The 25,131-nt window shown below is 72.5% G+C and carries 24 protein-coding genes; 19 read left to right on the plus strand and 5 right to left on the minus strand.

Annotated features, from left to right (window positions below):
- The first annotated feature begins 46 nt into the window (after window positions 1-46).
- The gene (locus IE252_RS04040) at window positions 47-934 is read left to right on the plus strand and encodes a sigma-70 family RNA polymerase sigma factor (protein ID WP_308434513.1); all 888 of its coding nucleotides are present in this window, start codon (window positions 47-49) and stop codon (window positions 932-934) included.
- Window positions 935-997: 63 nt separating this feature from the next.
- Here IE252_RS04040 and IE252_RS04045 read toward each other — a convergent pair whose 3' ends face one another.
- Together IE252_RS04045 and IE252_RS04050 are read right to left on the minus strand one after the other, a co-directional pair.
- The gene (locus IE252_RS04045; protein WP_190087896.1) at window positions 998-1,456 is read right to left on the minus strand and encodes a hypothetical protein; all 459 of its coding nucleotides are present in this window, start codon (window positions 1,454-1,456) and stop codon (window positions 998-1,000) included.
- A gap of 35 nt (window positions 1,457-1,491) precedes the next feature.
- Window positions 1,492-2,418: a helix-turn-helix transcriptional regulator gene (locus IE252_RS04050; RefSeq protein ID WP_229847983.1), complete on the minus strand. Its 927-nt coding sequence runs from the start codon at window positions 2,416-2,418 to the stop codon at window positions 1,492-1,494.
- A gap of 398 nt (window positions 2,419-2,816) precedes the next feature.
- On the opposite strand from IE252_RS04050, the gene IE252_RS04055 reads away from it, so the two are divergent.
- A complete protein-coding gene (locus IE252_RS04055; protein WP_101389032.1) occupies window positions 2,817-3,134 on the plus strand; it encodes a Rieske (2Fe-2S) protein in 318 nt (105 codons plus the stop codon).
- Window positions 3,135-3,247: 113 nt separating this feature from the next.
- Here the strand turns inward: IE252_RS04055 and IE252_RS04060 are convergent, their stop codons facing one another.
- Window positions 3,248-3,700 carry a pyridoxamine 5'-phosphate oxidase family protein gene (locus IE252_RS04060; protein WP_190087897.1) on the minus strand — a complete coding sequence of 151 codons (453 nt, stop codon included), beginning with the start codon at window positions 3,698-3,700 and terminating at the stop codon, window positions 3,248-3,250.
- Between the two features lie 142 nt (window positions 3,701-3,842).
- Here IE252_RS04060 and clpB point away from each other — a divergent pair, with 142 nt between their 5' ends.
- Both clpB and IE252_RS04070 read left to right on the plus strand, forming a co-directional pair.
- Window positions 3,843-6,455, plus strand: a complete 2,613-nt coding sequence (clpB, locus tag IE252_RS04065) for an ATP-dependent chaperone ClpB (protein ID WP_190087898.1) — start codon at window positions 3,843-3,845, stop codon at window positions 6,453-6,455.
- Between the two features lie 114 nt (window positions 6,456-6,569).
- Window positions 6,570-7,118 carry a type III secretion system chaperone family protein gene (locus tag IE252_RS04070; protein WP_190087899.1) on the plus strand — a complete coding sequence of 183 codons (549 nt, stop codon included), beginning with the start codon at window positions 6,570-6,572 and terminating at the stop codon, window positions 7,116-7,118.
- A gap of 10 nt (window positions 7,119-7,128) precedes the next feature.
- Here IE252_RS04070 and IE252_RS04075 read toward each other — a convergent pair whose 3' ends face one another.
- Together IE252_RS04075 and IE252_RS04080 are read right to left on the minus strand one after the other, a co-directional pair.
- Window positions 7,129-8,310, minus strand: a complete 1,182-nt coding sequence (locus IE252_RS04075; RefSeq protein ID WP_373298512.1) for a putative hexosyltransferase — start codon at window positions 8,308-8,310, stop codon at window positions 7,129-7,131.
- A 52-nt stretch (window positions 8,311-8,362) separates the two neighbouring features.
- Window positions 8,363-9,577, minus strand: coding sequence for a pyridoxal phosphate-dependent aminotransferase (locus IE252_RS04080; protein WP_190087901.1), 1,215 nt, complete (start codon window positions 9,575-9,577; stop codon window positions 8,363-8,365).
- 102 nt (window positions 9,578-9,679) lie between these two features.
- On the opposite strand from IE252_RS04080, the gene IE252_RS04085 reads away from it, so the two are divergent.
- The 15 genes from IE252_RS04085 (at window position 9,680) to IE252_RS04155 (ending at window position 25,089) form a co-directional block, all read left to right on the plus strand.
- Window positions 9,680-9,964, plus strand: a complete 285-nt coding sequence (locus IE252_RS04085; protein ID WP_190087902.1) for a hypothetical protein — start codon at window positions 9,680-9,682, stop codon at window positions 9,962-9,964.
- Window positions 9,965-10,297: 333 nt separating this feature from the next.
- Window positions 10,298-10,822 carry a DUF2617 family protein gene (locus IE252_RS04090; RefSeq protein ID WP_190087903.1) on the plus strand — a complete coding sequence of 175 codons (525 nt, stop codon included), beginning with the start codon at window positions 10,298-10,300 and terminating at the stop codon, window positions 10,820-10,822.
- 122 nt (window positions 10,823-10,944) lie between these two features.
- On the plus strand, window positions 10,945-12,525 hold the full coding sequence (locus IE252_RS04095) for a polyamine aminopropyltransferase (RefSeq protein WP_190087904.1): 1,581 nt from the start codon (window positions 10,945-10,947) through the stop codon (window positions 12,523-12,525).
- A 71-nt stretch (window positions 12,526-12,596) separates the two neighbouring features.
- Window positions 12,597-13,433 (plus strand): SRPBCC domain-containing protein, encoded by an 837-nt coding sequence (locus IE252_RS04100; RefSeq protein ID WP_190087905.1) that lies wholly within the window; start codon window positions 12,597-12,599, stop codon window positions 13,431-13,433.
- 69 nt (window positions 13,434-13,502) lie between these two features.
- Complete coding sequence (locus IE252_RS04105; protein WP_190087906.1) at window positions 13,503-14,309, plus strand: aldose epimerase family protein; 807 nt, start codon at window positions 13,503-13,505, stop codon at window positions 14,307-14,309.
- A gap of 10 nt (window positions 14,310-14,319) precedes the next feature.
- Window positions 14,320-14,859 carry an orotate phosphoribosyltransferase gene (gene pyrE, locus IE252_RS04110; RefSeq protein ID WP_190087907.1) on the plus strand — a complete coding sequence of 180 codons (540 nt, stop codon included), beginning with the start codon at window positions 14,320-14,322 and terminating at the stop codon, window positions 14,857-14,859.
- Window positions 14,860-15,166: 307 nt separating this feature from the next.
- Window positions 15,167-16,189, plus strand: coding sequence for a class II fructose-bisphosphate aldolase (gene fbaA / locus IE252_RS04115; RefSeq protein WP_190087908.1), 1,023 nt, complete (start codon window positions 15,167-15,169; stop codon window positions 16,187-16,189).
- Window positions 16,190-16,286: 97 nt separating this feature from the next.
- On the plus strand, window positions 16,287-17,744 hold the full coding sequence (locus IE252_RS04120) for an MFS transporter (RefSeq protein ID WP_190087909.1): 1,458 nt from the start codon (window positions 16,287-16,289) through the stop codon (window positions 17,742-17,744).
- 277 nt (window positions 17,745-18,021) lie between these two features.
- On the plus strand, window positions 18,022-18,435 hold the full coding sequence (locus IE252_RS04125) for a DUF3151 domain-containing protein (protein ID WP_190087910.1): 414 nt from the start codon (window positions 18,022-18,024) through the stop codon (window positions 18,433-18,435).
- 278 nt (window positions 18,436-18,713) lie between these two features.
- Window positions 18,714-19,502 (plus strand): DUF3152 domain-containing protein, encoded by a 789-nt coding sequence (locus IE252_RS04130; protein ID WP_229847986.1) that lies wholly within the window; start codon window positions 18,714-18,716, stop codon window positions 19,500-19,502.
- Window positions 19,503-19,635: 133 nt separating this feature from the next.
- Window positions 19,636-20,499: a tryptophan 2,3-dioxygenase family protein gene (locus IE252_RS04135; RefSeq protein ID WP_229848040.1), complete on the plus strand. Its 864-nt coding sequence runs from the start codon at window positions 19,636-19,638 to the stop codon at window positions 20,497-20,499.
- Window positions 20,492-21,682: a kynureninase gene (gene kynU / locus IE252_RS04140; protein WP_190087912.1), complete on the plus strand. Its 1,191-nt coding sequence runs from the start codon at window positions 20,492-20,494 to the stop codon at window positions 21,680-21,682. Before IE252_RS04135 ends, kynU begins: the two co-directional genes overlap by 8 nt.
- Before the next feature lie 407 nt (window positions 21,683-22,089).
- Window positions 22,090-22,959: an alpha/beta hydrolase gene (locus IE252_RS04145; protein ID WP_190087913.1), complete on the plus strand. Its 870-nt coding sequence runs from the start codon at window positions 22,090-22,092 to the stop codon at window positions 22,957-22,959.
- A gap of 97 nt (window positions 22,960-23,056) precedes the next feature.
- Window positions 23,057-24,415: a sensor histidine kinase gene (locus IE252_RS04150; RefSeq protein ID WP_373298501.1), complete on the plus strand. Its 1,359-nt coding sequence runs from the start codon at window positions 23,057-23,059 to the stop codon at window positions 24,413-24,415.
- The gene (locus tag IE252_RS04155; protein ID WP_190087914.1) at window positions 24,412-25,089 is read left to right on the plus strand and encodes a response regulator; all 678 of its coding nucleotides are present in this window, start codon (window positions 24,412-24,414) and stop codon (window positions 25,087-25,089) included. The genes IE252_RS04150 and IE252_RS04155 overlap by 4 nt, the downstream gene beginning before the upstream one ends.
- Window positions 25,090-25,131 lie beyond the last annotated feature (42 nt).

Here is a 25,131-nt window from a genome sequence, read left to right on the forward strand (position 1 = left end):
TGGATACAGTCGGTGTCACCTCTTCGGGTGAGGCAGGGGAAGACAAGTGACCGTGAACGTGGACGAGGGCGAACGGCTGGCGGAGCGGTTCGAGGCCAACCGCACCCACTTGCGGGCCGTCGCCTACCGGATACTCGGCAACCTCAACGAGGCGGACGACGCCGTCCAGGAGGCGTGGCTGCGGCTCAGCCGCACCGACGCGAGCGGCGTGAAGAACCTCGGCGGCTGGCTCACCACGGTCGTGGGGCGGGTCTGCCTGGACATGCTGCGCTCGCGCGACTCGCGGCGCGAGCTGCTGTACGACGAGCCCGTGCCGGTCCACGCGCGCGGCCACGAGGAGCCGGGCGACCCCGAGCACGAGGTGCTGCTCGTGGACTCGGTGGGCCTGGCGATGCTGGTCGTCCTGAACACGCTGGCGCCCGCCGAGCGGATCGCCTTCGTGCTGCACGACATGTTCATGGTGCCGTTCGACGAGATCGCCGCGGTGGTGGGGCGCTCCACGGTCGCCACCCGGCAGCTGGCGAGCCGGGCGCGGCGCCGGGTGCAGGAGTCGGCGCCGGTGCCGGACGCGGATCTGGCGCGCCAGCGGGAGGTCGTCGACGCGTTCTTCGCCGCCTCGCGGGCGGGCGACTTCGACGCGCTGCTCGAACTGCTCGACCCCGATGTGGTGGTGCGGGCCGACCGGGCGACCGTGGAGGTCGGCGCGATGGACGAGGTCCGGGGTGCGCTCGCGGTGGCCGGCACGTTCAAGGGCCGCGCCCAGACCGCGCAACTCGCGCTGGTGGACGGCACGGTGGGCGCGGTGTGGGCGCCGGGTGGGTGCCTCAAGGTCGTCATCGGCTTCACGTTGTCGGCCGACCGCATCACCGAGATCACGCTACGGGCGGACCCGGAGCGGTTGCGACGGCTGGACCTGGCGGTACTGGCTTCCTAGGCCCGGTCTTCGTCTGCGGGCCGTCACCAGCCCGCCACAACCCGCAGACGAGCCCCGGGCCCCTCAGTTCAACAGATCCGCCACGATCTCCGTCGCCGTCATCCACATCGGCTGCGCCCCCGTACCGAACCCCGCCGCCAGCGCATGGCCGACGCTCACGTCCAGCGGCAGGACCTTGGCCGTGTCGTGCCACGACGCGTCCACCCGCCCGTCCCCGTCGCACTCGAGCGACCCCAGGCGGCGCCCGTCCCGCAGCAGGCGGCTGCCCGCGAACGAGTCGGGGACGAGCCGGTAGCGGACGTCGCCGCACCTGACGTCGACCCGGTAGGAGCGCCGCGTCAGACGCCCCTTGGCCAGAGCGAGCGCGGCCGGCGCGCCGTCGACGGTGAGCGCGAGCCGGTCGGCCGCGCGCGTCCCCACGGGCGTGTGCGCGTCCGCCTCGCCGCCGGTGCGGCGCAGCTCGACACGGGGCAGACCGTCGCCGGAGACGGTCACCGCACCGGCGACGGGATCGAACTCCACGAGCGGCTCTTGGGGCTCGTGGGTGGGAAGCGCGTTCAGTTGTCCTGCTCCAGAATTCCGGACTGGGCGATGAGGTAGCCGAGCTGCGCCCGGCTGCCGCTGCCGAGCGCGGCGTTGAGTTTGGCGATGTGCGCGCGGCAGGTGCGGACGTTCATCCCGAGCCGCCGTGCGATCGAGTCGTCCACGTGCCCCTCCACCAGCAGCTTGGCGATGGAGCGCTGGACGCCCGTGATGCCCTCCGCCTTCTGGGCGTACGGGACTTCCTCCTCCCACGGCACCGCGTGCAGCCAGAACTGGTCGAAGACGCCGACCAGATACTGCACCAGGCCCTCGTGCCGCAGCTCCAGCGCGACCCGGCGGTCGCTGCGCGCGGGGATGAAGGCGACCCGCCGGTCCACGATGATCAGCCGGTCGATGATCTCTTCCAGCGTGCGCACTTCGAGCCCGTACGGCGCGATGCGCTCCACGTATCCGATCGTCGCGGAGTGGTGGCGGGCGGTGTGCTGGTAGAGGGTGCGCATGTCGACGCCCCGGTCGAGCAGCGGCTGGACCCGGCGCAGGCCCGACTCCAGGGTCTCGGGTCTGCGTCCGCTGCCCGGCTGGATGGTCAGCAGCTCCTTGGTGCACTCGTCGATGACGCGGTCCAGCGTCGCGTTGATGAGTTCGAGCCCCTCAAGGACCGTGATCGCATGGGTGCTTGCCGCGTCTTCGCTGGTGATGGCCATGAATGGCTCGAAAGTACTGGCCAGCGACATCGACAGCTTCCTGCGCTCCTGAATCTCGCGTTCCAGCGGCTGCACGAGCTGGTTCAGGACGACGGAGGGAGGGACGGGCCGCAGCTGCTCCGCGTCGTCCGCATCGGGCCGCAGCAGCGCGAGATCGATGAGACAGGGAGCGGCCTGGGCTTCCGTGCGAGTTATTCCGCCGGTACGCAACGCGGTGGCGTAGAGGGTCTTGCCCATCTCGCACAGGTCTGTAGGGCCATGGCTATGTCCGAAGTGCCCCTGATACAACCGGATTACACCCCCCTCATACTCCTGAATTACAGGAACATGATGCCTGGCCTCGCTGGTGGAAGCGCTCAGAGTGAGCCATCGTCTTATGCGCGGGGGGAGGGAATGATCATAAAGAGGTGGAGATCGGCCATGAGCAGGATGGTTCGAGCACTTAGCGCTATAGCCGTTGTCACGGCTGCTCTTTGCGCTCTCGCCGCGAGTGGGGAACCCACGTGGGAGAGCAAGCCGTCCCACGGAACCGTAGCGGCTCCGGGCGAGCCCACTTGGGAGCACAAGCCGGTGACGCGGGTCCTGGCGGCTCCGGTGGAGCCCACCTGGGAGGTCGCGCCCGCGGGTGTCGGCGCATGATCCCGCCGGACGACCGGGTCTTCCGGCGCGAGATGGCCACGGCCTACCGCTCGGGGTGGCACTTCATCGACCTCGTCACGGCGATTCCCCATCGTGGCGATTCGTTGATGGTCACCCTGTTCGGCGAGCCGATCCTGGTCGCGCGTGAGGACGACGAAGACGTCCGTGCCTACCGGTGCCTCCGCCGGCCACGAGGGGCGCCGCAGCCGATCCGCTGTGCCGTGAGGTACGGCATGGTGTTCGTCAACCTGGACCAGCGTGACCACCAGCTGTTCGACCCCGAGTCATCTACCGCCACCCCCCGCAGTGCCTGAAGCGATTCCCCCGTCGTTGTAAATCGCTCAGGCGCTTCCCCCACACAGCGGCGCCATCGTGGACCTGAACACGGTGGCGCCGCTGTGCTGCCCCGGTACGGCCGGGGGCCCGCTCAGCCCTTGCCCATCGCCCGGTCCAGGACGATCTCGATCAGCACCCGGTCCGGGTTCTCGCGCGGCACCCGTCCGTACCGCTCGGCGTACCGCGCCACCGCCTCGGCGATCGGCCCCGGCTCCGTACGTACGTAAGCGCGGCCCTCCAGCGTCGCCCACCGGCGTCCGTCCACCTGGCAGACCGCCGCGCGCACCCCGTCGGGCCCCGCGGCCAGCACGTTCAGGACCTTCTTGCTCGACCTGTTGGCGATCACCCGGGCGACCCCCGCCTCCGGGTCGTACGTGACCCCCACCGGCACCAGGTGCGGGCTGCCGTCCGGGCGCGGGGTCGTCAGCGTGCACAAGTGCCGCTCGCGCCAGAAGCTGAGGTAGGCGGGGTCGGGCCGGCGGGGGTCCAGCGGGGTACGGGTGCGGGTGGCCGGGACGGCGGCCGGCTCCGTGGTCGTGGTCATGCGCCGAAACCTACGCGAACCCGGACCCGCGCCGAATCCGCACCGAATCCGTCCCTCTACCTTGAGCGGAATAGGCTCAACTTTATGTACGCTGGATGAGTCATGGAGTTCTGACCCCTACGCCGAGGAGGAGAGACCGCACGTGGACGCCGAGCTGACCAACAAGAGCCGGGACGCGATCAACGCCGCCAGCAACCGGGCCGTGTCCGACGGACACCCGGACCTGACGCCCGCGCACCTGCTCCTCGCCCTCCTGACGGGCGAGGAGAACGAGAACATCGTCGACCTGCTGGCGGCCGTCGACGCCGACCAGGCTGCCGTGCGGTCCGGGGCGGAGCGGCTGCTCGCCGCGCTGCCCAGCGTGACCGGGTCCACGGTCGCCCCGCCGCAGCCCGACCGCGAGCTGCTGGCCGTCATCGCCGACGCCGCCCGGCGCGCCAAGGAGCTGGGCGACGACTTCCTCTCCACCGAGCACCTGCTCATCGGCCTGGCCGCCAAGGGCGGCCGGACCGGCGAGCTGCTCGCTGAGCAGGGCGCCACGGCGAAGAAGCTCCTTGAGGCATTCGAGACAGTACGAGGAGGACGGCGGGTGACCACCCCCGACCCCGAGGGCCAGTACAAGGCCCTGGAGAAGTTCGGCACGGACTTCACGGCAGCGGCCCGCGAGGGCAAGCTCGACCCGGTCATCGGCCGGGACCAGGAGATCCGCCGGGTGGTGCAGGTGCTCTCCCGGCGCACCAAGAACAACCCGGTGCTCATCGGTGAGCCGGGCGTCGGCAAGACCGCGGTCGTGGAGGGCCTGGCCCAGCGGATCGTGAAGGGCGACGTCCCGGAGTCCCTGAAGAACAAGCGGCTCGTCTCGCTGGACCTCGGCGCGATGGTCGCCGGGGCGAAGTACCGGGGCGAGTTCGAGGAGCGCCTGAAGACCGTCCTCTCCGAGATCAAGGCGAGCGACGGCCAGATCGTCACGTTCATCGACGAGCTGCACACGGTCGTCGGCGCGGGCGCCGGCGGCGACTCGGCGATGGACGCGGGCAACATGCTCAAGCCGATGCTGGCCCGCGGCGAGCTGCGGATGGTCGGTGCGACGACCCTCGACGAGTACCGCGAGCGCATCGAGAAGGACCCCGCCCTGGAGCGCCGCTTCCAGCAGGTCCTGGTCGCCGAGCCCACGGTCGAGGACACCATCGCGATCCTGCGCGGCCTCAAGGGGCGGTACGAGGCGCACCACAAGGTGCAGATCGCGGACAGCGCGCTGGTGGCCGCCGCGACCCTGTCCGACCGGTACATCACCTCCCGCTTCCTGCCCGACAAGGCGATCGACCTGGTCGACGAGGCCGCCTCGCGGCTGCGCATGGAGATCGACTCGTCCCCCGTGGAGATCGACGAGCTCCAGCGCGCGGTCGACCGCCTCCGGATGGAGGAGCTGGCCCTGTCCAAGGAGACGGACGCGGCGAGCAAGGAGCGCCTGGAGAAGATCCGCCGCGACCTCGCCGACAAGGAGGAGGACCTGCGCGGCCTCACCGCCCGCTGGGAGAAGGAGAAGGAGGGCCTGAACCGGGTCGGCGAGCTCAAGGAGCGCCTGGACGACCTGCGCGGCCAGGCCGAGCGCGCCCAGCGCGACGGCGACTTCGACACCGCCTCCAAGCTCCTTTACGGCGAGATCCCGACCCTGGAGCGCGAGCTGGAGGCGGCCTCCGAGGCCGAGCAGGAGGCGGCGAAGACCGCCGACACCAAGAGCAGCATGGTCAAGGACGAGGTCGGCGCGGACGACATCGCGGACGTGGTCGGCGCCTGGACCGGCATCCCCGCCGGGCGCCTCCTGGAGGGCGAGACGCAGAAGCTGCTGCGCATGGAGGACGAGCTGGGCCGCCGGCTGATCGGCCAGAGCGAGGCCGTCCGCGCGGTCTCGGACGCGGTCCGCCGTACGAGGGCGGGCATCGCGGACCCGGACCGCCCGACGGGCTCGTTCCTCTTCCTCGGCCCGACCGGCGTGGGCAAGACGGAACTGGCCAAAGCCCTGGCCGACTTCCTCTTCGACGACGAGCGGGCGATGGTCCGCATCGACATGTCGGAGTACGGCGAGAAGCACAGCGTGGCCCGTCTGGTCGGCGCCCCGCCCGGGTACGTGGGGTACGAGGAGGGCGGCCAGCTCACCGAGGCGGTCCGCCGCCGTCCGTACAGCGTGGTCCTGCTCGACGAGGTCGAGAAGGCGCACCCGGAGGTCTTCGACGTCCTGCTCCAGGTCCTCGACGACGGCCGCCTCACCGACGGCCAGGGCCGCACGGTCGACTTCCGCAACACGATCCTGGTGCTGACGTCGAACCTGGGCAGTCAGTACCTGGTGGAGCCGCTGACCTCCGAGGACGAGAAGAAGCAGCAGGTCCTGGAGGTGGTGCGGGCGAGCTTCAAGCCCGAGTTCCTCAACCGGCTGGACGACCTGGTGGTCTTCTCGGCGCTCACCAAGGACGAGCTGGCGCACATCGCGGAGCTCCAGATCGCCCGCCTCGCCAAGCGCCTGGCCGACCGCCGCCTCGCCCTGGAGGTCACCCCCGAGGCCCTGGCCTGGCTGGCCGACGAGGGCAACGACCCGGCCTACGGCGCCCGCCCCCTGCGCCGCCTGATCCAGACCGCCATCGGCGACCGCCTCGCCAAGGAGATCCTGGCGGGCGAGGTCAAGGACGGCGACACGGTCCGCGTCGACCGGTTCGGCGACGGCCTGATCGTCGGCGCGGCGACCGGAAAGAGCCTGTAGAGCGACCCGCGCGCCAGGATTCGGTCAGCCGTCAGCGGATACCCGTGGCGGGGGTTGCCAGCCCCCGCCCGGCATGGGGGAGGATGACCGGAACCGTACGAAGGAAGATTCACGATGAGCATCGACCCGTCCTCGATTCCGAATTTCGGGGCTCAGCCCGGCCCGCAGCCCACCGGTGGACCGGCCGGGCCCGTCGTACCCGACCAGGACCTGGTCAAGCAGCTCCTGGAGCAGATGGAGCTCAAGTACGTCGTGGACGACGAGGGCGACCTCGCCGCGCCGTGGGAGGAGTTCCGCACGTACTTCATGTTCCGTGGCGAGGAGGACCAGCAGGTCTTCTCGGTGCGGACCTTCTACGACCGCCCGCACAGCATCGACGACAAGCTCGCGCTGCTGGAGACGATCGACGACTGGAACCGCCGCACCCTGTGGCCGAAGGTCTACACGCACACCCACGACGACGGCGCCGTCCGGCTCATCGGTGAGGCGCAGATGCTGATCGGCACCGGCGTCGCCCTGGAGCACTTCGTGTCGTCGACCGTCAGCTGGGTCCGCGCCTCGATCGAGTTCGACAAGTGGCTCGTGGAGCAGCTCGGCCTGGAGAAGGACGCCGACGCCGCCGAGGGCGACGACGAGGGCGACGCCCCCGGCGACGACGCCTGAGCCGCCGCGCTCACAGCGCCATCGGGGCCAGCGTCAGCAGATACGCCCCGTACGCGAACGACAGCCCGGCCAGGGCCGCGGTCACGATGACCGCCGCCCTCGGCCGGGCTTTCGTCAGCGCGGCCGCGAGCGGCAGCAGCAGCGGGAAGGCCGGGAGCAGGAACCTCGGCTTCGACTCGAAGAAGCCCGACCCGCCGACCGTGATCAGGACCAGCACCGCCGTGTAGACCAGCACCGGCAGGGGCGGCCGCTCCAGCAGGAACAGGGCGAACAGCAGCAGCGCCGCCGCCGTGATCAGGAACGCCATCGTGTAGCCGAGGTCGTACGGCCTCATCGCCAGCTTCCGTACGAAGCGCAGCGAGCCGTGGCCGAAGTCGAACCTGGACGTCCAGGCGGCCTGGACCGTGAAGTAGCCGCGCAGCGGATCACCTTTTCGGGCGCCGACCGACAGGACGTACCCGCACCAGCCGAGCGGCGCCGCGAGGCCCGCCGCCCACACCCGCCAGTCCCCCCGTACGGCCCGCCCACCGCGCCACAGGGCGACCGCGGCGGCCGCGGTGACCGCCGCTGCCACCGCGACCGCGTTCGGCCGCGAGAGGCCCGCCAGCGCCGCCAGCGCCCCCGCCCACAGCCAGCGCCGCTCCAGGACCGCCCGCAGCGCCCAGGCGGCCAGCGCCGTCATCACGGGCTCGGTGTAGGCCATCGACAGCACGATGGAGTGCGGCAGCAGGCCCCACAGCAGCACCAGGGCGGTCGCCGTGCGGCGGCCCGCCAGGCGGTCGCCGACCGCGTAGATCCCCCACGCCGCCGCGGCCGCCGCCGTCCAGGAGACCAGCAGCCCGGCCGTGCCGCCCGCCACCGGCAGCGCCGTCGTCACCGCCCGCAGCAGGCTCGGGTAGAGCGGGAAGAACGCCAGGTCGCTCTGGACGACCCCGCCCGGCCAGTACAGCGTCCGCCCGTAGCCGTTCGCCGCGATCTTGATGTACCAGTCGGCGTCCCACGTCGTCGCCAGCAGCGCGCGCGGCGAGCGCCCCAGGTGCCAGGCCCACCCCGCCAGGAACAGCATCCCGGAGAGCCGCGCGGCGGCGAACAGCCCGAGCGCGGGGGCCGCCCGGCGCAGCGCGGTCAGCCGCCGCGGCGTGGCCAGGGCGGCGCCGGACCGGCGTACGAGGGCGGTGATCTCGGCGGACAGGGTGCACCTCCGGGCGCGCGCGTAGTCGGTCCCGCGGGCCTGCCCCGCGAGCTCAGCCCGCGAGCGCCTTCAGCCGGGAGACGGCCTCTTCGAGCACACTCTCCCTCTTGCAGAAGGCAAATCGGACGAAAGGCGCGCCCGCGTCCCGGTGGTCGTAGAAGACGGCGTTGGGAATCGCCACCACCCCGCAGCGCTCCGGCAGCGCCCGGCAGAAGGCGAAGCCGTCGCCACCGTGCGACAGCTCCGCGCCCAGCGGGCGGATGTCGGTGGTGACGAAGTAGGTGCCCGCCGGGCGATACACCGCGAAGCCCGCCGCCGCCAGGCCCTCGCTCAGCAGGTCCCGCTTGGCCCGCAGGTCGTCGCGCATCCCGTCGGTGAACGCGTCCGGCAGCCGCAGCGCCTCGGCGACCGCGTACTGGAAGGGCCCGGAGGCCACGTACGTGAGGAACTGCTTGGCCGAGCGGACGGCCGCGACCAGCTCGGGCGCGCCGGTGGCCCAGCCGACCTTCCAGCCGGTGAACGAGAACGTCTTGCCCGCCGAGCCGATCGTCAGGGTGCGCTCGCGCATCCCCTCCAGCGTCGCCAGCGGCACGTGCTCGCCGTCGAAGACCAGGTGCTCGTACACCTCGTCGGTCACCACCAGCAGGTCCCGCTCGCACGCGAGCTCGGCGACCGCCGTCAGCTCCGCGCGCGTGAGCACGGTCCCGGTGGGGTTGTGCGGGGTGTTGAGCAGGATGAGGCGGGTGCGCGGGGTGACGGCGGCGCGCAGCTCGTCGAGGTCGAGCACGAAGCGCCGCTCGCCCCCTTCGGTCCGGGGCCGCAGCGTCACCGGGACGCGGGTGCCGCCCGCCATCGCGATGCAGGCGGCGTACGAGTCGTAGTACGGCTCCAGGGCGATCACCTCGTCCCCCGGCTCCACCAGGGCGAGCAGCGCGGCCGCGAGCGCCTCGGTGGCGCCGGCCGTCACCAGCACCTCGCGGTCCGGGTCGAGCGCGAGCCCGTAGCGCCGCAGCTGGTGGTCGGCGATCGCGGTGCGCAGCTCGGGGACGCCCGGGCCCGGCGGGTACTGGTTGCCGCGCCCGTCGCGCAGCGCCCGCACGGCGGCCTCGCGCACCTCCTCGGGGCCGTCGGTGTCGGGGAAGCCCTGGCCGAGGTTGATGGCTCCGGTCCGCGCCGCGAGGGCGGACATCTCGGCGAAGATCGTGGTGCCGAACTCGGCGAGGCGGCGGTTCAGGAGAGGGCGCGCGCTGGAGGTCATGGCCGCCATCCTGCGCGGAACCTCTGGAGTTGCTCAAGTCTGCTTTCGCGCGCGACGGCCGAGGGCATCCCCCTGTCACGCACGAGAGAAGAACGAAGGACGGTGGGGGAGATGGGATATGTCGTCGCGGGGGCCGTGCTGGTACTGATCTGGTACGTCGTCGGCAGGCTGACCCGGGGAAGCAACGCCAAGTGGCGGCGCGGGTGGTACGCGTCCGGATCCGGCCGCTCGGCCGGCTCGGGCGGCTCCTCCTCCGGGTCCTGGTGGGCCGGTGACAGCGGCGGCGGTGGCGGCCACGGCCACCACGGCGGCCACTCGTGCGGCGGCGGCCACTCCTCCTGCGGGGGCGGTTCGTCCTGCGGAGGCGGGGGCGGCGGCTGCGGCGGCTCCAGCTGACGGTCTGCGGCGGTCGCGGCTGACACGGGGCAGCCGATTCCGTCCGCACGCCCCTTCCGCGCGCCCGGCGGGCAGCCACCCGCCGGGCGCCTTCGCGCACACCCTCGGGTTGAACAGTTGAACCGTGTTGCATCCCAGGGGATGGAAACCACGTCAAGTTGGGTAAAAACGCTGTGAGCGCCGCGCACTTCATGATTCCCTCGCTGATGAGAAACGCAGCCCACGGACCCCCACCGGGCGGACCTGAGCAGGCGGTCCCCCCTTCCCTCGCACCGGTTCCGGGGTGACCCCGGTCGTCCACCCTCCACATGTGTGTTTTTGCGGAGCCCACCCATGCTCACGACTCTCCAGACCGTCTACACCGACACGCGTGCCAGTGACCTCGCCTGGGCTCTGGGCCGGGAGCCGCTGCCCGCGCTGGCCGTCCTCGACCTCGAACTCTCCGGCGCCAAGCTCCAGTTGAGACTTCTCGGCGCCTCCCACCAGGTCCTCCTCGAAGAGGAGCAGGGCTCCTGTTCGGAGACCGTCGCCTGTATGCCCGGCAGCAGCACGCCGCTGCCCCTCGGGGTGGCGAAACGTCTCGGGGAGTGGGAGTACGAGTTCGCCGCGCGGGTGGAGACGCTGTCCGGGGGCTCGTTCGCCGGGCGCGCCCAGGAGCTCCTCGCGCTGGTCGCGGACCACCCCAACGGTCTTGCAGGGACGTTTCCCGGCTCGCCGCACGCGTTCACCGCGATGCTCGCGCAGCGCGGCGAGGGCCAGGTGCGCTGGCGGACCTGGCACGCGTACCCACAGGAGGGGCAGTTGGTGGTGACCCGTACGAGGGTCGGTGTCCGGATGGCGGCGCCCGTGGTGCTCTGAGAATGCGTGCAGGCAGGAGGGGGTGCACCGCCACTCCGGGGGCCGTAATTCCCTCCGCAGTGCGCGAGTTGCACTCGTGTGGGTGACAGGATGCCAGCGAGTCGTGACGTAGCGTTCCCATCATGATCGAACCGTCTGTGCCCGTCCTGCCCTGTGGCATCCCGCCGCCGGCACCCCGGCGCAGCACCGCGCGGTTCATCGTGCTCGGCACCGTGTTCATCTGCGCGGCCTGCGGACTCGTCTACGAACTCGAACTGGTCGCCCTCGCCTCGTACTTGATCGGCGACTCGGTCACCCAGGCCTCCGTCGTGCTGTCCGTGATGGTCTTCGCCATGGGCATCGGCTCCCTGCTCGCCAAACGGCTGCGGCTGCACGCCGCCGTCGGCTTCGGCCTGATCGAGGCGGCCCTCGCGCTGGTCGGCGGCTGCTCGGCGATGGTGCTGTACGCGACGTTCGCCTGGATCGGCGGCGCGAGGTACGCACTGGTGGCGTTCTCGCTCGGGATCGGCGTGCTCATCGGCGCGGAGATCCCGCTCCTGATGACCCTGATCCAGCGCGTCTCCCGGCAGGACCCGGGCGGCACGGTCGCGGACCTCTTCGCCGCCGACTACGTGGGAGCGCTCGTCGGCGGCCTCGCCTTCCCCTTCCTGCTGCTGCCGCTGCTCGGCCAGTTGACGGGGGCGCTGCTGACCGGCGCGGTCAACGCGGTGGCGGGCGGCGCGCTGGTGCTGTGGCTGTTCCGGCGCGATCTCACCCCCCGCGCGCGCTGGTGGCTCTTCGCTGCGAACGTGCTGGTCCTGGCGGTGCTCGCGACGACCACGGCCCTGGTGGGCGCCTTCGAGCAGGCGGCGCGGCGCGCGGTGTACGGGGGGCAGGTGCGGGTCGCGGTGCAGACCGGGGTGCAGGAGATCGTCCTCACCGGCAGCCGCACCGGGCACGGCCCCGGCGGCCCGCTCGACCTCTTCCTCGACGGCCGGCTGCGCGTCAGCGGCCGCGACGAGCACCGCTACCACTCGGCGCTCGTGGGCCCCGCCATGGAGTCGGGCCCGCACGGGCGGGTGCTGATCCTGGGCGGCGGGGACGGCCTCGCCGCGCGCGAGGCGCTGCGCAACCCGGGCGTGCGCTCGGTGACGTTGGTCGAACTCGACGCGGGCGTCGTGGACTTGGCCCGCCACGACCCGGCCCTGTCCGCGCTGAACGGCCATGCGTACGACGACCGGCGGGTGCGGCCGGTGGTCGCGGACGCGTTCGGCTGGCTGCGGGGCCCCGGCCGGTCGGCCGGGCCGTTCGACGTGGTGGTCTCCGACCTGCCGGACCCGGGCATCACCCCGAGCACCAAGCTCTACTCGGAGGAGTTCTTCGGCCTGGCCGCGCGGGTGCTGGCGCCGGGCGGGCGGATCGTGGTGCACGCGGGCCCGGTCGCGACGCGCGAGCACACGTACTGGACGGTGGAGTCGACGGTACGGGCGGCGGGCCTGTGGACCGTGCCGTACCGCGCGACGGGCCGCCTCACGGGCTTCACGGCGGGCCCCGACCGCGCCTCGGACGCCACCAGGGCCCCGCACGACTGGGGCTTCGTCCTGGCCTCGCCGTCCGGGCCGCCGGGCGCCCCGCTCGGCCCCGAGCTGGAGCCCCTGGCGGACGCCCGCCCGCGTGCCGAGCTGCCCCCGTCGACGCTGGTGCACCCGCGCTATACGGGATGAGGGGGGTTCGCCGCCGCCGGTCGCGGCGTTTGCGCAGACGGGACGGCCGCCCCTGAGTAGGCTCGTTTCCCATGGAGCATGAGGTGTTCGTTCCGGTTGAGGTCCAGTCACTCCGCCAGACGCTGCGGGACCCGGCGAGGGTCGCCCGCTGCGTCCCCGGCCTGCAGCAGGACGCGGGCGAGCCACCGGTGGCCGGGCGGCTGAAGCTCCGCGTCGAGGGGCACACGATCACCTACCGGGGCACGCTGCGGATCACCGAGCTCGACGAGGACACCTTCGGCGTGGAGGCGGAGGGCACGGAGGTGCGCGGCACAGGCGCCGCGAAGTTCTCCCTCACTCTGCGGCTGGCCCCCGAGGCCGAGGGCACCCGCCTCGCCTTCACCGCCACGGCGACCGCGGACGGCCGCGTGGCCACGGCGACGCCGGAAGGGGCCAGGGCCTCGGCCGCCCGTCTGCTGGACCGTTTCGGCGCGGCGCTGGCGGCGGATGCGGGGACCCCGTCCGGCGAGGTGCCAGGTGACGTACCCGGCGACGAGCCCGAGGCGGATCCCGCCGGGCCGACCGCGTCCGGGACCGGCACCGCCCCCGGCGCCGACGCCTCCGACGGCACCGGCCACTCCGTCTTCGACGCCGTCGTCCCGCCGCCCTCGCTCGATCCGCTCGCGGAGGAGGAGTTCGACGTGCCGGGGGACGCGGACTACGTACCCGCCGAGGCCGCGCACGCGCGCCGGACCATGATCGGGCGCAGCGCCGAGGAGGTCGACCACGCGCCGCCGCGCGGGCGGTACGCACCGGTGCCCGCCCCGGCCGGCGCCGGCGGGGCCACTCTGCGCTGGGTCGCCCCGGCCGCCGCCCTCGCGCTGGCCTCCGCCGTGGTGGTCGGACGCGCCCTGCGCCGCCGCCGCTGACCGCACCACTGTGGCCAACACGGCGGCGCGCGCTCCGGCGCGTGCGGTGACGCAAGTAGTGTCGGGGGCGTGAGTAGCGACAAGAGTGTCCGGCTGGCGGCCGGCGACGTCGAGTTGACGGTCCGTCCGGACCTCGGATGCCGGATCGAGAGCCTGCGCATCGGCGGTACGGAAGTGCTGCGCCAGGGCGAGCACTACGGCTCGTTCCCGATGGTCCCCTGGTGCGGCCGCATCGAGCACGGCGAGTTCCGCAACGGCGGCACCAAGTACCAGCTGCCGCTGAACTCCCCGCCGCACGCCATCCACGGCACCGGCCGCGACACCGTCTGGAAGCGGGTGCGCACCGGCGGGGGCGAGTCCGGCCACGCCGAGGCCCACTTCACGTACGACCTGGCCGAGCCCTGGCCGTACACCGGCCGCGTCACCCAGATCTTCGAGCTGTCCGAGAACGCGCTGACGCTCACCATGGGCGTCGAGACGTACGGCGACTCCTTCCCCGCGCAGGTCGGCTGGCACCCGTGGTTCCTGCGCAACCTCGGCGGCGAGGACGTCCGGCTCGGGTTCACCCCCGCCTGGCAGGAGGAGCGCGGCGACGACCACCTGCCCACCGGCCGCCGCATCGACCCCCTGCCCGGCCCCTGGGACGACTGCTTCGGGATGCCCGACGGCGTCGACGTCACCCTCACCTGGCCGGAGCAGCTGGAGCTGAAGGTGACCAGCCGCAGCGAGTGGGTGGTCGTCTACGACGAGCAGGAGGCGGCGGTGTGCGTGGAGCCCCAGTCGGGCCCGCCCAACGGCCTCAACACGCTCCCGAGGCTGGTGACGCCGGTGGACCCGCTGGAGCTCGCGACGACCTGGAGCTGGCGGCGCCTCTAAGCTGGCGGGCATGACTGACGTACGCGCTGACCTGCTCCAGCAGATCAAGGACAAGGCCGTGGTGCACGGCAAGGTGACCCTCTCCTCGGGCCTGGAAGCCGACTACTACATCGACCTGCGCCGGATCACGCTGGACGGCGAGGCCGCGCCGCTGGTCGGTCAGGTCATGCTCGACCTCACCGCCGACCTGGACTTCGACTGCGTCGGCGGGCTGACCCTGGGCGCCGACCCGGTGGCGACGTCGATGCTGCACGCCTCGGCCGCGCGCGGGCAGCGCCTGGACGCCTTCGTCGTGCGCAAGGCGCAGAAGGCGCACGGCATGCAGCGCCGGATCGAGGGCACGGACGTCAAGGGCCGCCGCTGCCTGGTGGTCGAGGACACCTCCACCACCGGCGGCTCGCCGCTGACGGCCGTCGAGGCGGTGCGCGAGGCGGGCGGCGAGGTCGTGGCCGTCGCCACGATCGTCGACCGGGGCGCGGCCGACGCGATCGCCGAGGCGGGTCTGGCGTACCTCACGGGGTACCGGCTGGGCGACCTGGGCCTGGCGTAACAGGGTCCGGCATAACGGGGTAAATGCCCGGATTGCCACCGTCGCCGTAACCGGTCCGGGGTACCCGGCAAGATCGACTGACGGGCACTCCGAAAGTGGTGACCTAGGTCCTCGATGCCGCCCATACCGGCTCTGACCTGTGCTTTCCCCGAGGGGGCTGCCGTTTCACGTGAAACGGCAGCCCCCTCGTCCGTCCGCAGGGTGGAGCCGGGCGCAGAGTCTGGAAAGATGGGCCGCGACGATGACGTCGCCCCCAGGTCAGGGCCAGCACATATCGCACACCCCGCACATCACAAGGAGCGGACAGATGCCCATCGCAACCCCCGAGGTCTACAACGAGATGCTCGACCGGGCGAAGGCAGGCAAGTTCGCCTACCCGGCCATCAACGTGACCTCGACCCAGACCCTGCACGCTGCGCTGCGCGGCTTCGCGGAGGCCGAGAGCGACGGCATCATCCAGATCTCCACCGGCGGTGCCGAGTTCCTGGGTGGCCAGTACAACAAGGACATGGTCACCGGCGCGGTCGCCCTGGCCGAGTTCGCGCACGTCGTCGCCGCCAAGTACGACATCACCGTCGCGCTGCACACCGACCACTGCCCCAAGGACAAGCTGGACGCCTACGTACGTCCGCTCCTGGAGGTCTCGGCCGAGCGCGTCGCCAAGGGCCTGAACCCGCTCTTCCAGTCGCACATGTGGGACGGCTCCGCCGAGACCCTCGCGGACAACCTGGCCATCGGCCAGGAGCTGCTCGCCAAGGCCGCCGCCGCCAAGATCATCCTTGAGGTCGAGATCACCCCGACCGGCGGCGAGGAGGACGGCGTCAGCCACGAGATCAACGACGAGCTGTACACGACCGTCGACGACGCGCTGCGCACCGCCGAGGCGCTCGGCCTGGGCGAGAAGGGCCGCTACCTGCTGGCCGCCTCCTTCGGCAACGTCCATGGCGTCTACAAGCCGGGCAACGTCGTGCTGCGTCCGGAGCTCCTCAAGGACCTCCAGGAGGGCGTCGCCGCGAAGTACGGCAAGGCCTCCCCGTTCGACTTCGTCTTCCACGGCGGCTCCGGCTCCAGCGAGCAGGAGATCGCGACCGCGCTGGAGAACGGCGTCGTGAAGATGAACCTGGACACCGACACCCAGTACGCCTTCACGCGTCCGGTCGCGGACCACATGTTCCGCAACTACGACGGCGTCCTGAAGGTCGACGGCGAGGTCGGCAAGAAGTCCACCTACGACCCGCGTACCTGGGGCAAGCTCGCCGAGGCGAGCATGGCCAAGCGCGTCACCGAGGCGTGCGCGAACCTGCGCTCGACCGGCACGAAGCTGAAGTAACGGGCGCGCGGGCCCGCCGCCCGCGCTCCCCCGCACGAGGCCCGGCCTCCCCCGCTCGGGGGGTGCCGGGTCTCGTGCGTTGGGCGAGAGTGGATCCATGAGCGTACGGATGGGCACGGCGGCCGGACGGTGGGTGCTGTTCACGACCGTGCTCGGGTCCGGGATGGCGATGCTCGACTCGACCGTGGTCAATGTGGCCCTGCCGCGCATCGGGGCGGACCTGGACGCGGACATGGCGGTGCTCCAGTGGACCGTGAACGCGTACATGCTCACGCTCGCCGGGCTGATCCTGCTCGGCGGAGCGCTGGGCGACCGGTACGGCCGCCGGAAGGTCTTCGTCTTCGGCGTGGTCTGGTTCGCCGCCGGGTCGCTGCTGTGCGGCATCGCGCCCGACGCGGGCGTCCTGATCGCCGCCCGCGCCCTCCAGGGCATAGGCGGCGCGCTCCTCACCCCCGGCTCGCTCGCCCTCATCCAGGCGAGCTTCCACCCCGACGACCGGGCCGCCGCCGTCGGCGTCTGGTCCGGGCTCGGCGGGGTCGGGGCGGCCGTCGGCCCGTTCCTGGGCGGCTGGCTGGTGGACGGCCCCGGCTGGCGCTGGGTGTTCCTGCTGAACGTCCCGCTGGCCGCGCTGTGCGTCCCGGTGGCGCTGCGGCACGTCCCGGAGTCCAAGGACGCGCGCGTGCACACGGCCCGGTTCGACGTCACCGGGGCGGTGCTGGGGGCGCTGGCGCTCGCACTGGTGACGTACGCGCTGATCGAGGCGCCCGGGCAGGGGGCGTCGCCGCTGGTGCTCGGCGCGGCGGCGGCGGGTCTCCTGCTGGGCGTGGCCTTCGTCCGTCTGGAACGCCGCCTGCCGGATCCCATGCTGCCGCCGGAGATCTTCGCGTCGCGCCAGTTCACGGCGGTGAACGTGGTGACGGTGTGCGTGTACGCGGCGTTCGGCGGCTTCTTCTTCCTGGCGGCGCTCCAGCTCCAGGTGGTGGCGGGGTACTCGGCCCTGGGCGCGGGCGCGGCCCTGCTCCCCACCACGGTCCTGATGCTCCTGCTCTCGGCCCGCTCGGGCGCGCTGGGCGAGCGGATCGGCCCGCGCATACCGCTGACGGTGGGGCCGCTGCTGTGCGCGGCCGGGATGCTGCTGATGCTGCGGGTGGGGGTGGACGCGTCGTACGTACGTGACGTGCTCCCCGCGGTCGTCGTCCTCGGCCTGGGCATGGTGACCCTGGTCGCGCCGCTCACGGCGACGGTGCTCGGGTCGGTGGACGCGGGGCGGGCGGGTCTGGCGAGCGGGATCAACAACGCGGCGGCGCGGGCGGCGGGGCTTATCGCGGTGGCGGCGCTGCCGTTGGTGGCAGGCATGTCCCCGTCCGCCTACCGCTCCGCGGCGGAGTTCGGGTCGACGTTTCGGCGGGCGATGCCGGTGTGTGCGGGGGTGTTGGTGGTGGGGGCGGTGCTGGCGTATCTGACGGTTCGCCGTCTGCCGGTGGGGGTGTGCCATCCGGAGTGCCGGGTGTCCTGCGGGGTGACGCCGCCGCTGGAGCGGGACCGGGGGGTTTGACCCCCACCCCGCCCCTTCCCTAAACCCTCCGGGGGATCCGTGTCCGTCTGCGGGCCGGTGGTGGGCTGGTCGCGCAGTTCCCCGCGCCCCTAAGAACGCCCCTTCGGGGCGCCCAGGGGATTGCCGCGGAGCGGCATTTTTAGGGGCGCGGGGAACTGCGCGACCAGCCACAGACGGCCTGCAGCCGACGAACCCGGCCGTCCGCCAGAGGACTTTCGGGAAGGGGCGGGGAGGGGCCAAAACCCCCGGTGGGTGGCGGACGCGGCAGACTGGAGGCATGTCCATTCACGAGAACCTCCTCGGCGGGCCCGCCCCGACCCACCTCCCCGACGACCCCGAACCGCGCGACCTGCTCGCGCAGGGCACCGCCCCCGCCGACGTCGCCGCCAAGTACCCCACCTCCTCCCTCGCCTGGGCCCAGCTCGCGGACGACGCGTTCGACGCGGGCCGCACGGTCGAGTCGTACGCGTACGCCCGCACCGGCTACCACCGCGGCCTCGACTCGCTGCGCCGCGCCGGCTGGAAGGGCCACGGCCCGGTCCCGTGGGAGCACGAGCCCAACCGCGGCTTCCTGCGCGCCCTGCACGCACTGGCCCGCGCCGCCCAAGCCATCGGCGAGCAGGCCGAGTTCGAGCGCTGCACCACGTTCCTGCGGGACTCCTCGCCGCTCGCCGCCGACACGCTGGGCTGACCTGCACGAACGCGTACCGCCCGGACAACTCCCGTACGGGCGGTACGATCGCACGCACCATCGATTACAGGACAACAAACCGAAAACCGCGGATCGTATCCGAGCGCTGGCGCACGAGGCCCCACACCTCTTCCCCCCAACTCCAGCCGTGACAAGGGGAGAAGTCTGTCTTGGGCAAGCGAGCAGCCCGCAGCGGAGACCGTCGTGGCCGTGGCCACACCCGACCCCGTGGCCGTGGCAGACGCTCGGCCCGGCGCCACCCGCGCGCCCTGCTCCTCGTGGGCGGCCTCCTCGGCCTCGCCCTCATCTGCGGCTCCGCCCTCGCCGAGTGGCGCGGCCGCGACGGCTACACCCCCGAACCCGGATACGCCGCCGAGAGCCCCCTCGGCTCCCGCACCCCCCTCCCGACCGCCCCGCCCCCGAAGCAGTCGAAGAAGGACGAGAAGCCCGGCGAGGGGAGCGACTCCGGCAAGAAGGGCGACGGGGGCGACGACGTGCCCGCCGCCGGGCCCGGCACCTTCACCCCCGCCCGCGCCTCCGGCGTCCCCGTCGGCACCGGCGGCCCGCTGCGCCGCTACAAGGTGCTCGTCGAGGACGGCGTCGACGTCTCGCCGCGCCAGGCCGCCACCGAGGTCCAGGCGATCCTCGCCCACCCCCGCAGCTGGGCCGCGCACGGACGCGGCCGGTTCCAGCTGGTCTCCGGCGACGACAGCGCCGACGTGACCATAAAGATCGCCACCCCGGCCACCACGGACCGGCTCTGCGCGGTCAACGGCGACACCCACGGCGAGCTGAACTGCGAGGTCGCGGGCGGTGTCGTGGTCAACCTCAAGCGGTGGGTGAAGGGCTCGCCGCAGTACGACGGGCCGCCCGCCGAGTACCGGCACCTGATCATCAACCACGAGATCGGCCACATGATCGGCTTCCATCAGCACATGGACTGCCCGGGCGAGGGCAAGGCCGCGCCGGTGATGATGCAGCAGATCAAGGGTCTGAAGGGTTGCAAGTCCAACGCGTGGCCGTACGCCAAGGGCGGCGCCTTCGTGGACGGCCCGGCCGTGCCGTAGGCCACTTTCCGGGCCCTGACGAGGGTGGGCGGGGCGTGCTTATGATGCGGGTGGGGACCGGGGCTCCGATGCCGATGAAGGAAGGGGCGGACCGCTACCCGGACACATCAGGGAGACAGCGATGTCATCAAAGATGTCCGAACCGGTAGAAACCGCCGGAGCAGCCGCCGCCGGAGCCGTCGACCCGGCCGAAGCCCCCAACCTGGACTTCGCGGGCACCACGCCCTACGAGGACTACGTCCAGGCGGACGTCCTCACCCACCTCCAGCACCTGCGCTCGGACGACCCCGGCGAGATGGTCTTCCTGGTCACCACCCAGGTCATGGAGCTGTGGTTCACCGTGATCGTCCACGAGTGGGAGACCGCCACGCGCGCGTTGCGCGAGGACCGGGTGCCGGTGGCCGTGGACGCGCTCAAGCGGTCCGTACGCGAGCTGGAGGCGCTCAACGCGTCCTGGACGCCCCTCGCGCAGCTGACCCCGGCGCAGTTCAACTCCTACCGCGCGGCCCTCGGCGAGGGCTCCGGCTTCCAGTCGGCGATGTACCGCCGGATGGAGTTCCTGCTCGGTGAGAAGTCGGCGTCCATGCTGGTGCCGCACCGGGGCGCGCCGCGTGCGCACGCCGAGCTGGAGAAGGCGCTCCAGGAGCCGAGCGTGTACGACGAGGTGCTGGCGCTGCTGGCGCGGCGCGGGTACGCCGTTCCGGCCGCCGTCCTCGACCGCGACCTCTCCCAGCGGTACGAGCCGTCGCCGCAGGTCGAGGCCGTCTGGGCGGAACTTTACGCCGGGGACCAGAACGGGGAACTCGTACGCCTGGGCGAGGCGTTGACCGATGTGGGCGAGCTGGTGTGGCGCTGGCGCAACGACCATCTGGTGGCGACGAGGAGAGCGATGGGCGCGAAGACCGGCACGGGCGGTTCGGCGGGCGTGGCCTGGCTGGAGAAGCGCGCGGCGAAGAACGTGTTCCCCGAGCTGTGGACGGCGCGCAGCCATGTCTGAGTCCCTGGCCGGCAAGGCCGCGGCGCTGGACGCCGCAGACGAACTCGCCAAGCACCGCGACCTGTTCGCCCTCGACGACGACACGGTCTACCTCGACGGCAACTCGCTGGGCGCGCTGCCGCGCCACGTTCCGGCCCGGATGCAGGAGGTCATCGCGCACGAGTGGGGCGAGCTGCGCATCCGCTCCTGGGACGAGAGCGGCTGGTGGACGGCGCCGGAGCGGATCGGCGACCGCATCGCGCCGCTGGTCGGCGCGGCGCCGGGCCGGATCGTGGTGGGCGACTCCACGAGTGTGAACGTCTTCAAGGCGCTGGTCGCGGCGGTGCGGCTGGCGCCGTCCGACCGCGACGAGATCCTGGTCGACGAGTCGACGTTCCCGACGGACGGGTACGTGGCGGGGTCCGCCGCGCGGATGACGGGCCGGGCGGTCCGCCCGGTCGCGCCCGGCGAGATGGCGGCGGCGGTCGGTCCGCGTACGGCCGCGATCCTGGTCAACCACGTCGACTACCGCACGGGCCGGCTGCACGACCTGCCCGGCATCACCGCGGCCGCGCACGTGGCGGGGGCACTGGCGGTCTGGGACCTGTGCCACAGCGCGGGCGCGCTGCCGGTGGGCCTGGAGGCGCACGGGGTGGACTTCGCGGTGGGCTGCACCTACAAGTACCTGAACGGCGGGCCGGGTTCGCCCGCCTATCTGTACGTCCGGGGCGACCACCAGGCGTCCTTCGACTCGCCCCTTCCCGGGTGGAACTCGCACGAGGATCCCTTCGGGATGCGGGGGGAGTACGTGCCGGGGGCCGGGGCGGTGCGGGGCCGTGTGGGCACGCCGGACATTCTGTCCATGCTGGCCCTGGAGTCGGCCCTCGACGTCTGGACGGGGGTCTCGATCGACGCGGTCCGCGCGAAGTCGTTGGCGTTGACGGACTTCTTCTTGGAGTGCGTGTCGGCGTACGTGCCGCAGGGGCGGGTGGCTTCGGTTACGCCTGCGGCGCACGGGGAGCGGGGCAGCCAGGTCGCCCTCCGCTGCGACGACGCGGGTTCGGTGATGGCGGCGCTCATCGCGGCGGGTGTCGTGGGCGACTACCGCCGCCCCGACGTCCTCCGGTTCGGCTTCACGCCGCTGTACGTGGGGTTCGGGGACGCGGAGAGGGCAGCGCGAGCCCTGTCGACGGCCCTGGCCTAGCCCCCCCACCCCGCCCCTTCCCTAAACCCTCCGGGGGTGGGGAGGGGGCGAGGGCGGTCTCTCGGGGGCTACGCCCCCGGACCCCGAGGTATTCGTTCGTCTGCGGCCCGTCCCCCACTGGTCGCGCAGTTCCCCGCGCCCCTAAAAGGCTCGGCTTCGCCATCGCCGTCGCCCGTACCCCCTAGGGGCGCGGGGAACTGCGCGAGCAACCGGCCACGACCCGCAGACGAACACCGGGCCGATAAGGGGCGCGGGGAACTGCGCGACCAGTGGGGACGGCCCGCAGACAAAGCACCCGGCCGCCCGCCCAGGGCTTTGGGGAAGGGGTGGGGTGGGGGAATTACCGCCCGGGCCGCGAACCCCCTGCTACCGTCCGCCTCCGCCCCCACAAAAGAGACAGGTGACCCATGCACGACCCCGCCGCCAGGGACGCCGCCGAAGCCGCCGCGGCCTTCTCGCATCCAGCCGTCCCCCCCGACACCACCGCCCCCTACGGCCCCCACCCCGACCAGGTCATCGACTTCTACGCACCCAGAGGGGAGGCCCACGACACCCCCCTCGTCGTCGCCCTGCACGGCGGCGCCTGGCGCGAGCGCTACGACCGGGCGCACCTCACCCCGTTCGTGGACTTCCTCACCCGCAGGGGATTCGCCGTCGCCAACGTCGAGTACCGACGCGGCGGCCTCCTGCCGAAGCAAGGAGGGACGGGACCCGTCGCCGGACGCTGGCCGGACACCTTCGACGACGTGGCCGCCGCCCTCGACGCCCTCCCCGACCTCGCCCGCACCCACCTCCCCACCGCCGGCCTCCGCCGTACCGTGATCACCGGGCACTCCGCCGGCGGCCACCTCGCCCTGTGGGCCGCGTCCCGACACGTACTGCCGCCGGACTCCCCGTGGCACACCCCCACCGCCGCCCACCTGCGCGGAGTCGTCGCCCTCGCCCCCATCGCCGACTTCACCACGGCGGTGGCGTTGGAGGTGTGTGACGGGGCTGTCCAGCAACTCCTCGGCGGGGACGGGGCGTTCAGCGCTCGCGCCGCCGCCACCGACCCCGCCGCCCTCCTCCCCACCGGCGTCGCCACCACCCTCGTCCAGGGCCGGGACGACATCGTCGTGCCGCAGGCCGTGGCCGAGGCGTACGTCGACGCCGCCGCCAGGGCGGGGGAGACCGTCGGGCTCACGCTGCTCGACGGCGTCGGCCACTTCCCCCTCATCGACCCCGCCGCCGACGCCTGCGCGGTCGTCGCCGAGGAGATCGCCCAGCTGGCGTACTGAGAGGCCGGACGGAGGAGCCGTAGTACCTGAGGCGGACCCCGCCGGATCCGTAGCGCAGGGGACGCCCCGGCCACTCGCCCCCGCCTACCGTGGGCACGTGACCGAGACCCTCAGCCCCAAACCGCCGGGGAGCACGCCGGGCAACGGCGTACGCAGCCCCGAGTTCCTGCTCGCCATGGACGCCTTCGGCGGACTCCGCCAGGACCTGTTCCGGGACGCCTTCGCCTACCGGCCGCTGCCGCCGATGCGTACGGACGGCCCGCTCACCCGCCATCTGTCCGACCGGCTGCGCCGGTACGCGGCCTGGACCCCGCACGCGGCCGTGCTCTTCGTCGCGTTCTGCGCCGCGGTGATCACGTACACCGCCGGCTCCCAGCGCGGCGGCCCGGAGCTGCTCATCTGGGTGGCGTCGGGACTGCTCACCGGGGTGCCCGTCGCCATGACCCTGATACGGCCGGTCGGCGCCTGGTGGACGATGTGCGCGACCACGGTGGTCATGAGCGTCCTGGGCCGGGGCGACGGCCTCGGCTGGCCGTGGGCGCCGGGCACGTTCCTCGCCCAGCTCACCGTGATGGTCGTGGTGGCGCTGCGCACCCGGCCCCGTACCGCCGCGTGGATGTGGGTGCTCACGCTGCTGCTCGGCACGGTGATGCAGTTCTCCGGCCACCGGTACGGCGGCTCGGACGCCGGGACGATGGCCGTCACCTCCGCGATCCTGCTTCTGATCGCCGTCGTCGTGAGCATCCGCCGGGAAGCGGAGCAGAAGATCACCGTCCAGCAGTCGGTCACCGCCGTCGAACGCGACAAGCGGACCGTGCTCGAAGAGCGCACCACCATCGCGCGCGAGCTGCACGACGTGGTCGCGCACCACATGTCGGTGGTCGCCATCCAGGCCGAGGCCGCCCCGTACCGCGTGGAAGACCCGCCGCCGGAGCTGACGCAGGCGTTCGCGACGATCCGCGAGAACGCGGTGGCGGCGCTCACCGAGCTGCGCCGCGTGCTCGGTGTCGTACGGGCGGAGGACTACGAGGCGCCGGACGCGCCCCAGCCCACCCTCGCCGACCTCGACCGGCTCCTCGCGAACGTACGCGACGCCGGGCTCGACGTGACCAAGGCGGTCACGGGCGCGGTGCGCGAACTCCCGCAGGGCGTCGAGCTGTCGGCGTACCGCATCATCCAGGAGGCCCTCAGCAACGCCCTGCGGCATGCGCCGGGCGCGGCCGCGCGGGTGGAGGTCGGCTATGTGCTGGGCGGGGTGGGCCTGCGCGTGGTCAACGGCCCGCCGACGGGCCCGGCGGCCGCGTCGCCGGGCAGCGGCCACGGGATCACGGGGATGCGGGAGCGGGTGGCGATGCTGGGCGGCGAGATGACGGCGGGTGAGGTGGGGGAGGACGGCGGTTACGAGGTGACGGTGTTCATCCCCGTGACGGCGGCGGCGACGGCGGGCGAGGCATGAGCGGGGCGAGCATCCGCGTACTGATCGTCGACGACCAGATGATGGTCCGCGAGGGCTTCTCGGTCCTGCTCAACGCCCAGCGGGACATCGAGGTGATCGGCGAGGCGGTCGACGGCCGGGAGGCGCTGGCCAAGGTCCGCGAACTCCGCCCGGACGTCGTCCTGATGGACATCCGGATGCCCGAGATGAACGGCATCGAGGCGACGCGGGAGATCGTGGCGGCGGACACGGCGGCGCGGGTGCTGGTGCTGACCACCTTCGACCTGGACGAGTACGTGTACCAGGCGCTGCGGGCGGGGGCGTCGGGGTTCCTCCTGAAGGACGCGTCCGCACGTCAACTCGCTGAGGGCGTACGGGTCGTGGCGTCCGGCGACGCGCTGCTGGCGCCGTCGGTGACGCGCCGCTTGATCACAGAGTTCGCGCGGTCGACGCCGATGCGGCGGGGAACGGTGGGTGTGGGTTCGGTCCAGGTCGAGGAACTGACCGACCGCGAGACGGAGGTCCTCGTCCTGATCGCCCAGGGCCTTTCCAACGCGGAGATCGCGGAGCGGTTGGTGGTGGCGGAGTCGACGATCAAGACGCATGTGAGCCGGGTACTGGTGAAACTGGGCCTGCGGGACCGCACACAGGCGGCGGTGTACGCGTACGAGTCCCGCCTGATCACCCCGTCGTAGCAGCCCCCACCCCACCCCTTCCCTAAACCCTCCGGGGGCGGG

Origin of the sequence: Streptomyces melanogenes (assembly GCF_014649795.1) — a bacterium.
Classification (GTDB): Bacteria; Actinomycetota; Actinomycetes; order Streptomycetales; family Streptomycetaceae; genus Streptomyces; species Streptomyces noboritoensis.